The following is a 14804-nucleotide window of genomic DNA, read 5'->3' on the forward strand; positions in this document are numbered from 1 at the left end:
AATTATGAATTATGAATTATGAATTATGAATTATGAATTATGAATTATGAATTATGAATTATGAATTATGAATTATGAATTATGAATTATGAATTTTTTTGTGGACATAGTGGCGCGTGGTTTTTTCATGACTCGTTTATGATAGCTCATTTTCTTTATTCGGATTATAATTTTTACTATGACAATTGACTATAATTTATAACCATTCTCCTATTTATAATTAGTAACTATAATTCAGAATGATAACGCGTAATAACAATCACAACTCAAAACAAACAACAAACAATAGGCAATTCATAATTCATAATTCATAATTCATAATTAAATGAAACTTTTATTGGCGCCACGGGGCGTGGCGGCGGCGGGAGGTGTGCTGGTGGTAAGTGATACGGGGCAGAACCGGGTGTTTATTTGGAAGAACTTTTCTTACCGGGAGGAGAAAGAGCCGGAGGTGGTATTGGGGCAAGATGATTTTTTGGGGACCAGTCGTAATACGGGAAAACAGGTAACTGCCCGTTCTTTACAGTATCCTTCGGGGGTGTGGACGGATGGGCAGCGTCTCATCGTGGCCGATGCCTGGAACCACCGCGTATTAATATGGTTGCAGCTTCCCACCGAGAATGGACAGCCTGCCGATGTAGTGGTAGGGCAACCAGATATGGAAAGCAATCTGCCTAACATAACAGGCCTCTCCACACCGCCCACCGCGCAAAGTTTATATTGGTGTTACGGCGTGGTAAGTGATGGGCAATCGTTATGGATTGCCGATACTGGCAACCGGCGGGTATTGTACTACGCCAACATCCCAACGACTCATTTTGCGGCCGCCGACCAGGTGATTGGTCAGTTAAACATGAACGAGCGGGAATCTGATAGCCGGAATGCGATATGGCCTTATTCCGTAAAACTGAGTGCGGGCAATGCCCTGGCCATTACTGACACCCAGTACTACCGGGTGTTGATATGGAAAGACAAAACAACCGCCTTTACCCAACCGGCGGATATAATTATTGGCCAGGAAGATTTTGAACACAACGGCCAAAATCAATACCAGCTATTACCGGCTGCCCATACATTGAACTGGTGCTATGACTGTTGTTTTTATCAGCAAGGCATTTGGGTGGCAGATACGGGCAATAGCCGGGTATTATACTGGCCGGTCTTGCCGGAGGCAAATAATGCGCCGGCGGAGAAACTGGTGGGACAGCTTAATTTTTCTACCAATGGTGAAAGCAGCCTGAGTTTGAAAACACCCCTGGTCAATGAAATGTACTGGCCATTTTCCGTTACCTGCCTGGACACGCAATTAATTGTGGCAGATACCGGCAATCACCGGATACTATTTTACGAACTATAAATGTGAACGTATGCATACCGTACCCTTACTTGTTATCATGTATGCCGGCCTTACCCATGCATTTGAAGCCGACCACCTACTGGCGGTATCTACCATCGTATCGCAGCGGAGCCGTGTGATGCCGGCATTGAAAGACGGGATGTTGTGGGGGCTGGGACATACCTCTACTATATTGATGATTGGGCTACTAATGCTCGTATTTAAAATAAATATTGCAGCACCCACCTTTTCTTACTTTGAAGCGGCGGTAGGCCTTATGCTGGTAAGTGTAGCCATCTACCGGCTGTCAAAACTTTTCCGCAAGGGCGAAATATCGGTGCATCGCCATGAACACGAGCATTCCGGCGCCAATCATCTTGTGCATGTACATATGCCGCTGGAGGCAACACAGAAAAACTTGCATAAAGCCTCTTACGGCATAGGCCTGGTGCATGGCCTGGCCGGGAGTGGTGCGCTGGTAGTGCTGGCCATGACGCAGTTTTCCACCCCGCAATCCGGTATTTTTTATTTATTCCTTTTCGGCATGGGCTCCGTGGCGGGTATGTTGCTGGCGGCGGCTTTGTTTAGTATTCCTTTTTCCAAAAAGGTGATCAATATTCCCTTACTCAGAAATAGCATGGTATTGTTATCTTCGGGCCTGTGCCTGGTGTATGGCTTTTATGTAATCTATCACAACCTTGCTGCATGAATCAGGAAGCCAAGACAGATTTGCTGGACGCACTGGCCTTCTACCAAATAACAATAGTGGAAGATAACGGACAAGCAGTATCGGTACAGAATAATTATACCATCGTCATTGAAAGCAATGGCTTGTATAAGCTAAAGGAGGAAGACCTGGTGATTGCACCCTTCAACGATTTGAATGCGCTGTGCCGTTTCATCCTCACTTAAAAAATAATTACCGGATGGACAAGAAAGAACTAAACATTGTAGCCCTCTGTGCCAGCGAATCATCGCCCGGCAATTATGCATTGATACTGGAAGAACCGTTGTCTAAGGTGCGGGTACCCATTATCATCGGTACGTTTGAGGCGCAATCCATCGCAGTATATTTTGAACGGATGAAGATACAACGCCCACTGACTTACGACCTCTTTAAAAACACCATTGCCAGCCTGGATGCTACCGTGCAGGAAGTGGTGATCTATGACCTGGCAGATAATGTATTTCATGCCTGGCTGGTGTTGCTGCGCAGCGATGGTACGGAAATAAAAATAGACGCCAGGGCCTCCGATGCCATTGCCATAGGCATACGGTTCGATAGCCCGGTAAGCATGTACGACTTTGTATTACAGGAAGCCTCGGTGGCAGAAAGCGAGAAAAGGCTGAGTTTATTAAAAGGATCGCTGGCTCACTACAGCAGCGAAGCCCTGGAAGACCTGCTGGAAGATCTCCTCAAAAAAGAGGACTATGAAAGCGCGGCCCGTATCCGGGATATGATAGAACGAAGGAAAAAGAAATAGGTGGGGCAGCAGCAAGGTTATTGTTCAATTTTCAACTGATAGTCAGCCTCCTGCCGCAGATAGTCGGGTAACCTTATTTTATTTTTAATCTCCTGGAACCCAGCATTGGGATATTTCTTTAAAGCCATGTATAAGGCTGCCCCCAGCATTTCCCGCCGGAAAGTATCCGATGCAAGCAAGGTTCTTTCAAACAAAACCTTGGTTTGCGGATGAGGATATTGCGCGAGCGCCTGGTACAATATGCGCCATAGTGGATAGTCGTACGACTCTTTAGCCCACTCCCTTTCAAATAACTGCAACAGTTTTGGATAAAACTGCTCCGATGGAAATTCCCGCACGGCATATAAGGGATAATATAACTCACCGGTATTGTCCAGGGCCGCATTGATAATATCCAGGTCTGCCGGATTTCTATAACGTTAAAGCGCCAACAGCGCCACCTCATTGTGTTGTTTTACGGCTATTTCTTTTATCCGGGCGTAGTAGGTGGGATTGGGTTTCATGCTCGAGAGCAATCCATCTTTTGCATTCAAAACCATTTGTTTGTCATACAGCAGTATGCTATCCAGTACGTGATGTTGCACCTCATTCAGCATGTAGGAAGGTGAGACTAGATGCTTTTGTGTAACGGTCCTTATAAAAAAATCCCCCACGAAATCTTCCATAACAATGCAGCCCGATTGGGTAGAAACCTTTGCGGTATCATGCAGATGCGCCAACAGTATTGGAAACACAGCGCTGTCGAGGCGATTGGCTAAAGCGCGGAAGGCATAACAACTCAGCACCGGATGATCATCATTTACCAGATCATGCAGTTCCTGCCGGGTGGCCGCTTTACAAAGGGCTTCAAAACGATACCATTGGGGTGACGTATAACCATCTTCTCCTATGGCAATATCATCCACTTTTGCGTAGGCTACCATAGCTTGCACTATCCCAGCCACAGTGGGGCTTAGTTGTATTTGCCGGACAGGAATGGCCTTTTTAGTCTGGCAGGCTGGCAGCAATAACCCTAGAAAAGTTGCCAGCAATAAGAGATGTTTACACTTCATTCTTTTGTTTTTAGGGAAAACAAATACAGCCTCCGGTACAAGCCTGTTGCATAAAGTTACTTACCGGATGCCAGCTATAAGATACAAAGCCAGTAAGTATTCCATAATTTACTCCTAAAAAAACAGCCCACCCGTGCTACACCGGAGGGCTGTTTTGTATTTACAGGCTGCTCATGCTTTTTAAATTGTTGCGCGGGTCATCCCCGGCCATGGGGAAGGGGGGGTAATCTTTACACACATCCATTTTCCTGCACAACTGGCTACCCTGTCCGTTCACCGGTTGTGCATGCACAATACCCCCTATTCCACCGCCTCTCTCTCGATGATGGCCGGGTCTTCCCATACCGGATTATAAGGCCGGATACTAAAAGACAGTTGAACGGGTTTAAAGGGAATATAATACTGTGGCAAGGGTCGGGCATTGCCTAAGCCAAGTTGTGCATAGTCCAGGCTCAGCACCGTTGATCTGCAATTCTTCTCCGCGCATATTTTTTGTGGGAATCCGGCGTGCGCCGGGAGATGTTCCGCTGCCGCGGGGGCTTTCTTTTTGCTGGTGCAAAAAGAAACAAAAAGCACCTGGCGGCTGCGGAAAATGGCTAAAATTTACTGCGTTCCGCTACGGCAAACGAGCTTACTATTTAGCGGTGGGATTTCTATTTTGCGATGGTGCGCATGGGCTCTTGTACCACCCTCGGCCCGTTTGCCGCTTAACGCTCTACTGCGTAAATTTTTAAACGCCATTTTCCTAAGGCCGCAAAGTCTTCTCATACCATCTGCTTCCATCTTGCTAAACTGCAAAGTCTTCGCATACCATCAGCAGCTATCTTCTAGGCTTTCAAATCCACCATGGTGGCTCCGATGCATAAGTTCCCCCTTGGAAGGGGCAGGGAGCAAACAAACACGCTTCGACGAACTAAATCAGGTGGATAACATTTAAGAACATCCGTCGTTTGCAAGGTGCCTGCATTACTTTAGTTTTTTTTATTAATTCATGGGCATAAGCACTCAGTTGTTGCAGGCCTTGTTCTTCCACGGCGATACAACCCGCGTCATGCGGGGGGGGGGGTAACAAATTAGGCAAATCATACCGTTGTGCCTATCTTGTAAATCAATTTTTAACAGCGATAGGCATATGGAACTTTCACTCAATAATGTAAAGACAGTGCTTCCCAAAGCAATTATAACGAAGGCAGGGAAATGCACCGTAAGAGAATGCGATGAGCTGGAGAAAGGACATTTCCAGGCTTATGTGGATGAGCAAGCCGAAAGTTTTGACGTGTCCATTACCCTGGGTGATAAAAATATAGTAACCGCCCACAGTTGCGACTGTAAGCGCAAACAGCCTGTTTGCCATCACAAGGTTGCCCTGTTACTCCACCTGAAAAAAGGAAGCAGCCTGCCATCATCCTCCCAAAAAAAGAAAACACTTCAACTGGAATCTTTAGTGGATCAGGTAGGGGTAGATGAACTGCGCGCCTGGATAAAAACATTGCTGGGAAAAAATAAAGACCTTGAACTGGCCTTCGTACACCAGTTTACCCAACAGCAAAAAGAACATACGCCTGCCGATATAAAGCAACTTACCCAAGCCGCGGTAAAAGCCGTTTTAAAAAACCGCAAAAAGGCCGACACCAGCGAAGTAAAAAAGATCGTGGAACTATGGATCGATATCCACGCATCCTTTGTAGCCCAATATCGCGCACACCTGACGGATGAAACCTTGTTCCTGCTTTTCAATGCCATCATAGCCGCCGTGGAGGACACACAAGGAGAGATCATTACTACCAGTAACCGGTTTGATAAGTATCTCGAAAAACAATTTGCCGACCTCATTACCGCATTAGATGCCCTACAGGACGATGAAGCCTGGCACACCGCCACCAGCTATTTTACCAACCACACGATCTATCAGCAGTACGGCTTACGGAAAAGCTATTTGTTCTTTCACGAAAAACTGCTCCTGCAGGCCAGTGCCGCCAGGAAGCAATGGCATGTAAAAGCCCTGTTAAAACAGTACACGAACATGAACCTCCATAAATATTACAACGGGGAAGCCTACACCGAGATGCTGTTGAATATGACCATGAACACGGGTTTATTCAACACCTGTTATTCCCGTTTTAAGCCTATTTATTATAACAATAAATACAACCTGCAGCTTATTACCGGATTAATCGACCTAGGCCAACTACCGCTGGCGGAGCAATATTGCGAACAGCAAATAAAAGTAAATGTCAAGGAGGAATATAGCATACCTTACCTGGAACTACTGCGCGACATTTACCGCCAAGAGAAGAACGACCCGAAACTGGCAACGGTGTTAATGACGCTATTCCCGCTCACGTATAATTTTGAAGACTATCTGTTCATAAACGCACAATTACCAGACGAGGAGCAGCGAAAAAACTGGCGGAGTAAAATATTAGCGCGGGCCAGAAAAGCTACCTATAATCAACATGCAGTGGCCTTTGCTTTCCGCCTCATGGAGGAAGAGCAAAAGCATAAAAAAATGATCGATTACCTGGATAGTTATTGCTCCTACCAGCTCATTGCCCAATATGCCGAAAAAATGATCCTGGCAGACAAGCAAGCGTTTCTTCGCCAATTGTTGATCAGATCGGATCTAATGGACGTGGATTATGAAGATGAGTTCGAAAATATACAGGCCTGCGTAGCCATCCTGCATAAGCATTATACCACCAGTATCTTAAAGGCAGCCATTAATGCTACAACATCAAGGCATGTGTATTTCAATAATTTATTGGTCAAATACATCCTTGAGCTTTCAGGTAAGTAAAATAGGGGTTATGAAGATTATCTTGTGGGGGTTTTTATCTGGGTGTTTTGATGTTATTTTGCCGCATTTTCTACACGCAAATTTTGTGGGTCATCCGGCTTGCGCCGGGAGTGGCATTCCGCTGCCGCGGGGGCTTTCTTTTTGCTGGTGCAAAAAGAAACAAAAAGCACCTGGCGGCTGCGGAAAATGGTTAAAATTTACTGCGCTTCGCTACGGCAAACGAAGCTTACTATTGAGCGGCGGGATTTTTATTGGGCGATTGTGCGCTTGGGCTGCTGTACTACCCTCGGCCCGTTTGCCGCTTTACGCTCCACTGCGTAAATTTCTTGACGCCATTTTCATAAGGCCGCTAAATGCTTTGCATACTATCTGCTTCCATCTTCTTCACTATAACGTTTTCGCACACCATCCGCTTCCATCCGTTCGATACGATCAAACTATCCATGGTGGCTGCGCTGCATTGGCCCCCCTTTGAAGGGATGACCTTCGCGCATATCAGGCGCACTTATCATCCGCTGCCAATTTTTCCAGCTAGAAATGTAAACACCTGGCATTCAACTAAACCATACATAAAATGAAAAGTAAATTAATCCGGCTGGCAGCTAAGCCCCAGGGCCTCCCCCAAGCCAATGATTTTAGCATAGCGGAAACAACCCTGCCACCGTTAACCGAAGGGCAATTGGCGCTACAGGCCTTGTATATTTCCGTAGATCCTTATCTGCGCGCGGCGATGGCCGGTGGCCATCCACCTAACATTCATCCTGGCGATGTGATGATCTCCCGGGGCCTTGCTGCGGTAACGGCCACTGCACATAAAGATTTTAAACCGGGCGATATCGTGATGGGCTATATGGAATGGCGCGACCGGCAGGTGTGTAGTGCCAACGGCCTGGAAATATTAGATCCACAAAACCTGCCCCTGAGTACCTACCTGAGTGTACTGGGTTCTACCGGCCTGTCTGCTTATTTCTTCCTGCAAACTATCGGCTTCCCGAAGCCGGGGCAAACGATGGTGGTATCGGGCGCTGCGGGCGCAGTGGGCAGCATTGCCGGCCAGATCGGGAAAATATACGGCAGCAAGGTGATAGGCATTGTAGGCAGTGATGAAAAAGCAGCCTTCATCACCAGCCTAGGTATGGATGCGGCGATTAATTATAAAACAACGCCCAACATAGCAGCCGCCTTAGGCCAGTTATGCCCCGAAGGCATAGACCTCTATTTTGATAATGTGGGCGGCTTTATATCGGATGCGGTATTTGCCCACATGAATAATTACGGGCGCGTGGTGGTATCGGGTTCCATCGCCAATTACAATGACCAGGAAGTGGCCATGGGCCCCCGGTTGCTGCCAATTATCATGGCTAAAAAATTACTGCTACAGGGCTTTTTGATCGGCGATTATAAAGACCGCTTTAAGGAAGGCCGGGAACAATTACGGCAATGGATAAACGAAGATAAAATTCATTACCGGGAAACTATTATCAAAGGTTTTGAGCAACTGCCCACGGCATTTATCGGTTTATTTTCCGGGCAAAATGAAGGGAAGATGCTGGTAGAAATATAATGTTACCCAGCAGTTGCACCCACTTGCTTAGAACTCCATCCGCACGCTCACAAAAACATTCCGGCGCACCAGGGGAACGCTATAGAAGTTTTGCAAGGTCGCGTAATTGTTGAAACTGGAAAAGTATTTTACATTGGCAAGGTTATCTGCCTTAATTGCTACAGACACCGGGGCTTTATTAAATTTATAGTTCACCATGGCGTCCATAAACAAAAAAGATTTGGCCTGCGGGGTAAACAGGTTGTTGTTGTAATAACTGGTAGTGTAGGTAAAACTCAATTGCTTGTTCACTTGCAGGCGCTGCTCCAGGGTGGATTTTATATTACAAATATCCGGGGCAATATTGGCAGATGCCAGGCCTTCTATTTTATTCCGGCCATACAAGCCCTGGCTGGATAGTTTAATAAAGTACACCTTATGCCAGTTCCTTTTCAGGGAAAGCGTTACACCGTAGCTGGAAAGCTTGTTTTTATAAATCTGATGATCGTCGCCGATAATCAGATTAGCACCCTTGTTGTACTGCCCGGTAATATTTATCACCGCATGCAGGAATAACGATGGGATGATATGGGAAGTGGAAATGCCCAATTGATCGGATCCCCGGTTCATGAGGCTGTCTTGCTGGATGGCTACAAAATCTTTCAACGTTTGGAAGCTGGCTATACTGGTGAAATTATGCATATAATACAGATACAACGTACTGGACACCTCGCTTTTATGCCACTGTTTAAAAAAATTTGAATTCATTGTAAACGAACGTTGTGGGCGGTTTACACCACTCCACTGCCTAAATGAAGTGAGGGAGCTTGGATAGATGGCCCTTTGCAATTGATAGGGCGCTAATTGCCTTTGATACAGGGTTCCATTGATCTCACCATTATATCCATCCCCAAAGCTAAATGGCTGACTTACATCAAAATAGTATTCTGGTACCGTAAACCGATCACTCAAGTCAGGTTCCCGGGTGGTGGCATGGGAAAAGCCATAATCAGTTTTAAACCTGGTGGCTTTTTTTCCCCATAATGATATATTTTTTTCCAGCACTACATGGAGATTATTAATCGTATAATCACCGGCATTACTAAACCCTGGTGGCATAAGCGTGTTGGTGGCGTTTGCGGTATCGGTGAGTTTCAACTGGTTGGCCAGGTGAAGGGAAGTCCTCACATAGTTAATCGACATATCAAAAGGCCATCCCTTATTATGATTGTAATATTTCCAGTTGGCCGTTATGGTTTGATAGGTGGGGCTACCCTGCTGGCTGAGCAAATCGAAGTGCCCGTTTTCCACGCCAAAAACCTGGTTCCAGTTTGGCGACCATCCCTGGCCATATTGGCCTAGTTTTTCTTTATTATAATTCACCTGCAAAATAGCGGCCTTGGTCTTGGAAATCCGGTGCGTATAAAGCAGGCTTGCCGACCCGCTCGTCCAATTGTTGTCCAGTTGATTGCGCACAAAACTGCGCGTTGTATCTGTATAGCTACTGAACTGGCCTCCGCCGGTACGATCGATAAACAGGTGGCCGCTCACGTTAAGTTCGCGGGAACTGTCCGGGTGATAGATAAAGGTTTGCCGCACCGCCAACAGCGATGGGCGGTAAGTGATGCGGTTGCTATCCAGGCGGCTGAAATAGGTACTACCCGTTAAAATCTTCGCATTATTATAACTGCGTTGTTGCTGGTTATCTTTGAGAAAATTTAATTCCGTTTCACTCCGTAGTTTTTTATTAACCGGCAGGTTCACCTGTAGGCGGTTATCCCATTGGCGATTTTGAATGTACCACCGGTTCTCAAATCCGGGAATGGTTTGTAAAGGGTGATTACTGATCATCAGGTTTTGGGCGATGGTTTCATCTGCCTGTTTAAATTCACGTTCCTCCTCCCAACCTATCCCTTCGCCAATGCTATTAAAATTACCAATGTAACCCACCTTTGCTTTCTGGAGCAGGGAAAACAAAACAGGACTTACGCTGTAGCGGTGCGCAGTACCCACGCCTGCCTCCGCATCGCCAAACACGGTGTGTAATTTATCTTTTTTAAGGCCCAGGTTTAACACGGTATTTCTGCCCCCGCCCATACCCGCCAATAGCGGCTGATCATTTTGGTTTTCGATGGCTTGTAAAGTATTGATCACATGAACCGGGAAGCTGTTCAGTAACAATTTTATTTTATCGCCGAAAAGCTCTTCTCCATCCATGCGGATCTTTTTTATCTCCCGGTGATTATACAGCAATCTACCATCGTCCATTATTTCAAATCCGGGCACTTTGGTGATCAGGTCTTTTAACTTGCGCTCATCTCCATCCTTAAAATAATCTGCCTTAAAAAAGGTAGTATCGCCTCTTTTCCACACCGGTGGCGCCTTCACCTCCACGGGATGTAAACCACGGGGTTGATACTTCATGACCGCACTAACCGTAACGATTTTTAACTGCGCACTCACAAAGGCCCTCACCACTAGGGGGGCATAACCCAGGTGGGTGATCTGAAAATTAAGGGTATCGGGCGATGGCAAGGTGAGCGACTGTTCAAACGTATTTTTATCGCCGGTATTAAAATAACCGTATATCATGCGGGAAGAGGTTCCATACACCTTCACATAACAGTCGGACACCCCTACGCCGGCGCTGTCGAGTATCTCCCCCTTCACGATAACGGGTAGCCCCTGGGCATACCCTTTCCGGTACAGCATCAACAGCAGGGCCAGAAAAAGCGTATTGGCTATTGTTTTAATAGTTCTTGTTTTTTGCTGGGGCGGCTGGGGCGATCATTTACAGTACCTCTATATAAATCAGACCGTTTGTCAAATGGCTGGTTAAATTCTTGTGGCCAGAATAGGCTGTCCTGCACAACTCCATTCGTATCGTAGCTATCCAGCGTGTAATGCCGGTGATCGGGTATACTTTCTGCATCCACGACCAGGCCGGGTACACCCATGATATTCTCGACACCCGCCTGCATGGGAATATCTGGACAAAACCAAAGCTCCCATTGAGGTATTCCATGTAAGGTTAAGGTAGCCTTTTGACAGTGCAAGCCATTGATCTCCTTGGTATCCGTTAGAAAAACCCACTGATAATAATTGGGATCAAAATTTTGTATCCGGTTGGGCAGAGTAGACAACTGGTCTACCCTACGCCGGTAAACAAGGCTATCAAAGTCGTAATAATTAATGCTTTGAATAGTGTCTGTATTTAAAGAAAAAGAGTAAGTATGATATGGATTGGGACTAACGCTTATAGCACCATCAGGATATTTATTCAGGTATGCAGGCCTTTCAAAATAAATATAGCGGTTCCCTTTTCTGTATAAAAAACCTTTAAGAGTAATGGATTCCCGGTGAACGTCTCCTCCATCGAGGTCCATTTTTATCGTGAAAGTAACGGTATATTCCGCTTGTAGTGATTGCGCATTAGCTGTAGGAGCATGCAAGACAAACAAAACAGTGAGTAATAGCAGGTATCTCATATGTGCGGTTATTAAAGCAATGGGAGGATAAATATTTGGTAACGGCCATTGGCGTTCGCCTGGTCTATGCATCATTTATTGGCAAGACCAGCTTTTACGAGCACGTGTATTGCATACGTTTTTGCATGTTGGGTAATTTAAGCACGGGGTTTAATAATACTGCCCATCTAAAATAAAATATAATTTGTTAAGGAAAATCCAAAAGAACCGGGTAATGTTTTTTCATAAAGGACCATTATATCCATACACCTTCGCATAACAGTCGAACACTCCCACGCCAGGGCTGTCACGATAACAGGTAGCCCCTGGGCATACCCTTTCCGGTACAACATCAACAGCAGGGCCAGAAAAAGCGTATTGGCTATTGTTTTAATAGTTCTTGTTTTTTACTGATGCGATCGTTTTCCTTACCACTCCGTAATGCGGGTGGTTTGCTAAAGGGTTCGTTAAATTCTTTCGGCCAGAATATACTGTCTGGCACCACGGCATTTGCATCGTAGCTATCCAGCGTGTAGTGCTTATGGTCGGACATCCGTTCTGCTTCCACGATCAGGCCAGGTACCCCCTTGATATTTCCTATACCCGCTTGCATAGGAATATCAGGACAAAACCACAACACCCATTGCAGGTTGCCGCGTAATGTTAAGGTAGCTTTTTGACAGTGCAAGCCATTGATCTCTTTGGTATCTGTTAAAAAATCCCAGTGATAATAATTGGGATTAAAATTTTGCACCCGGTTGGGCAGGGTAGACAATTGATCTATCCGGTACCGGTAAATAAGGCTATCAAAGTCACTATAATAGATGCTTTGAATAGTATCTGTATTTAGGTTAAAAGAATACCCGGTGTTCGCAGTAGTATTCGCGACAAACTGTCCATCAGGACGATCTTTCAAATACTCCGGTTTTTCAAAATAAATATAGCGGCTGCCTTTTTTGTACAAATAACCCGTGAAGGAAATAGATTGCATGGGGGAGTCTCCGCCTGCGGGGCCTACATCTATGGTGGATACAATGGCGTATTGCGCCCGGAGCGATTGTGCTTGGGCTACAGGCCAGTGCAGCATAGGCAAAACAGTAAGTAATAACAGGTATCTCATGCGTGCAGTAATTAAAGCAATAGGAGAATGAATATGATAGCTACAGCCATTGGCACCCACCTAAACCATGCATCATTTGTTCGCAAGGCAGGCGTTTACCAGCAGGTCTATTGGATGCGTGTATTCATGTTGGGTAATTTAGCACGGGGTTAAATAATACTACCCATCTAAAATAAAATATAATTTGTTAAGGGAAACCCAAAAAAACTAGATAACAATTCTTAATTCTATTGCCCTGGCATATGCTAGCCCTTATCTCCTCCTATTCTTATTTCACAAAACTACATACTACTCCTTTGGCAAATATCTATGGGATCACCTGCCATATTGGTGATAAAAGCGGCTGTCCGGAAATTTTTTATCTTTGCCTGAGTGTATCATTTGCTTGTTACCACATAAAAATCAAACTATTGGGGTTAATCGCCCCCTTTTTGTTTAGCTACTTATTTTACCCAGACAACAATATATCTTATATGGAAACCTTTTCTTTCAAATTTCAACAGGTAAAAGCTATTTGGTATTTGTTCTTGGGGCTTATAGGAATTCCATTTATCGCTTTCCTTAGTAATAATGCACCTATTGGCTGGTTTCTGTTGATTATACTAACTCCAATGGCCCTGGCTTTTTTTTTATTTTTCAAGAAAATAAAAGATGCCGATACTATTACGCTGGAAGACGACCACATAAATTCTGCAAGATTTGGTAAAATATATTACGCCGATATTGTATCTGCAAAATCACCCTGGCTTTATAGTACACCTGCGTTACAACTAAAACTCCGGAATGGCCAAAAGATTACCTGGGCAGCCTCTTTTCAAAACAATATTACTACCAGTAAGCAAGATGCGCAGACATTAGTTGCTTTTACCAATGCATTAATTAATAAAACGAGTACACGACAAGATGTACTTTTCAATCAAGCAGCAGCAGACACGAAGTCATCGCCCATAAAAAACATAAATACCGCTCCAATTGGTCAACCTATTAGTCCAACATTGCATCAATCATTAGCAGGAGCGCAGAAGCGAAATCTAAAACCCCAATGGGTGGCCATCCCAGCCGGCTCCATTATAGTATTGTTGTTGGCTTTAAAAAACTGCGGAACAGATTATATAAAAAAGCATAAAGATGATGAAGTAAGAAATATACTCCAGAACAGCGAACAGCAGTATGATCAAAGCATACAGGATGCTAGAAAAATGATCGATAGCATGACGAACGTGTTGGGTCCGGTATATCTTTATACCAATGATTCTGTTGTTTCGGTGCATTTGATGCCCGATATAAATACTGGGGATGCAGCTATTTTGGATAATGTACCTGTACTACAACATTCATTAATGTTTGATTCCATCAAAAAATTTATTGCACACCCCGATAGTTTCGCGTATAAAATTGCGATCGAACGCAAAGCGAATGATGTAGCATGGCTTCAGAAGAGTGTATTCAATTATGGCGACTCAACAGATACCTGGCTGTATCTTTTATCAATCGATCCCGATATTGATGTATCAAAAGATCGTGCAGTGATAGATACTATCCACGGTTCCGGCTCCAAACCGTTTGAATTTTCTACCGGCATACCTGTTTATAAAAATAAATCTTTATTGCAAAGCATGGAAGCTGCCAGCCCCAACTTGAGCATGATGCTTGCAAGAGCGCACTTCAGTAAAAATTATAAATTGTATTTGGTGGGCGTACGGAAAGATAATATTTCGGAAGCGTTGTTTTCGAAAGCCATTACGGTTTTCAACAAACAATTAGCCGCCGTAAAAGCCGATACCAATAGCTTTCATTATTCCAAACGATAGGATATTTTAATAAGGACGCCCCCAATAATGAGGTTGGCGCTGGAGTCATACCGTAACGCTGATGGTTTCCCATTCATTCACAACACCTCCTTTTCCAGGGCAATCTTCCGGTAAGCCATCACGCTATTGTTATTTATTGGCAGATGAAATAGTGGAGCTTTAGGGAAAGGCAGATGGATTAGGGGTGCTTTATC

The 14804-nt window shown here is 44.9% G+C and carries 14 protein-coding genes; 8 read left to right on the top strand and 6 right to left on the bottom strand.

The features are described 5' to 3' along the window. Nucleotides 1–325 precede the first annotated feature (325 nt). Genes GA0116948_RS00005 through GA0116948_RS00020 form a run of 4 tightly spaced genes read left to right on the top strand, consistent with a single transcriptional unit; the run spans nt 326 to nt 2820 of the window. Nucleotides 326–1357: an NHL repeat-containing protein gene (locus tag GA0116948_RS00005; RefSeq protein WP_089707732.1), complete on the top strand. Its 1032-nt coding sequence runs from the start codon at nt 326–328 to the stop codon at nt 1355–1357. Nucleotides 1358–1367: 10 nt separating this feature from the next. Further along, a complete protein-coding gene (locus GA0116948_RS00010; RefSeq protein WP_089707734.1) occupies nt 1368–2045 on the top strand; it encodes a hypothetical protein in 678 nt (225 codons plus the stop codon). Beyond that, nucleotides 2042–2248 carry a hypothetical protein gene (locus GA0116948_RS00015; protein ID WP_089707736.1) on the top strand — a complete coding sequence of 69 codons (207 nt, stop codon included), beginning with the start codon at nt 2042–2044 and terminating at the stop codon, nt 2246–2248. The genes GA0116948_RS00010 and GA0116948_RS00015 overlap by 4 nt, the downstream gene beginning before the upstream one ends. Nucleotides 2249–2262: 14 nt before the next feature. After that, nucleotides 2263–2820 (top strand): bifunctional nuclease family protein, encoded by a 558-nt coding sequence (locus tag GA0116948_RS00020; RefSeq protein WP_089707738.1) that lies wholly within the window; start codon nt 2263–2265, stop codon nt 2818–2820. A gap of 17 nt (nt 2821–2837) precedes the next feature. Here GA0116948_RS00020 and GA0116948_RS00025 read toward each other — a convergent pair whose 3' ends face one another. The 3 genes from GA0116948_RS00025 to GA0116948_RS21160 form a co-directional block, all read right to left on the bottom strand. After that, a complete protein-coding gene (locus tag GA0116948_RS00025; protein ID WP_123891657.1) occupies nt 2838–3158 on the bottom strand; it encodes a hypothetical protein in 321 nt (106 codons plus the stop codon). Between the two features lie 81 nt (nt 3159–3239). After that, nucleotides 3240–3872, bottom strand: a complete 633-nt coding sequence (locus GA0116948_RS00030; protein ID WP_123891658.1) for a hypothetical protein — start codon at nt 3870–3872, stop codon at nt 3240–3242. Nucleotides 3873–4172: 300 nt separating this feature from the next. Then, the gene (locus GA0116948_RS21160) at nt 4173–4331 is read right to left on the bottom strand and encodes a hypothetical protein (RefSeq protein ID WP_165798298.1); all 159 of its coding nucleotides are present in this window, start codon (nt 4329–4331) and stop codon (nt 4173–4175) included. A gap of 673 nt (nt 4332–5004) precedes the next feature. Here GA0116948_RS21160 and GA0116948_RS00035 point away from each other — a divergent pair. The 3 genes from GA0116948_RS00035 (at nt 5005) to GA0116948_RS00045 (ending at nt 8233) form a co-directional block, all read left to right on the top strand. Beyond that, nucleotides 5005–6669: a hypothetical protein gene (locus GA0116948_RS00035; RefSeq protein ID WP_089707744.1), complete on the top strand. Its 1665-nt coding sequence runs from the start codon at nt 5005–5007 to the stop codon at nt 6667–6669. A 10-nt stretch (nt 6670–6679) separates the two neighbouring features. Next, nucleotides 6680–7144, top strand: coding sequence for a hypothetical protein (locus tag GA0116948_RS20940; protein ID WP_123891659.1), 465 nt, complete (start codon nt 6680–6682; stop codon nt 7142–7144). Nucleotides 7145–7243: 99 nt separating this feature from the next. Then, nucleotides 7244–8233, top strand: a complete 990-nt coding sequence (locus GA0116948_RS00045) for an NADP-dependent oxidoreductase (RefSeq protein ID WP_089707747.1) — start codon at nt 7244–7246, stop codon at nt 8231–8233. Nucleotides 8234–8260: 27 nt separating this feature from the next. On the opposite strand, the gene GA0116948_RS00050 is transcribed toward GA0116948_RS00045, so the two are convergent. The 3 genes from GA0116948_RS00050 to GA0116948_RS00060 form a co-directional block, all read right to left on the bottom strand. Beyond that, nucleotides 8261–10924 (bottom strand): TonB-dependent receptor, encoded by a 2664-nt coding sequence (locus GA0116948_RS00050; protein ID WP_089707749.1) that lies wholly within the window; start codon nt 10922–10924, stop codon nt 8261–8263. Nucleotides 10925–10953: 29 nt separating this feature from the next. Then, nucleotides 10954–11700, bottom strand: a complete 747-nt coding sequence (locus GA0116948_RS00055; RefSeq protein WP_165798299.1) for a GLPGLI family protein — start codon at nt 11698–11700, stop codon at nt 10954–10956. A gap of 361 nt (nt 11701–12061) precedes the next feature. After that, nucleotides 12062–12799, bottom strand: coding sequence for a GLPGLI family protein (locus GA0116948_RS00060; protein ID WP_089707754.1), 738 nt, complete (start codon nt 12797–12799; stop codon nt 12062–12064). Between the two features lie 242 nt (nt 12800–13041). Here GA0116948_RS00060 and GA0116948_RS00065 point away from each other — a divergent pair, with 242 nt between their 5' ends. Then, nucleotides 13042–14610, top strand: a complete 1569-nt coding sequence (locus GA0116948_RS00065; protein WP_089707755.1) for a hypothetical protein — start codon at nt 13042–13044, stop codon at nt 14608–14610. Nucleotides 14611–14804: the final 194 nt, after the last annotated feature.

It is taken from the genome of Chitinophaga costaii (assembly GCF_900094705.1).
In the GTDB taxonomy this organism is placed as follows: domain Bacteria; phylum Bacteroidota; class Bacteroidia; order Chitinophagales; family Chitinophagaceae; genus Chitinophaga; species Chitinophaga costaii.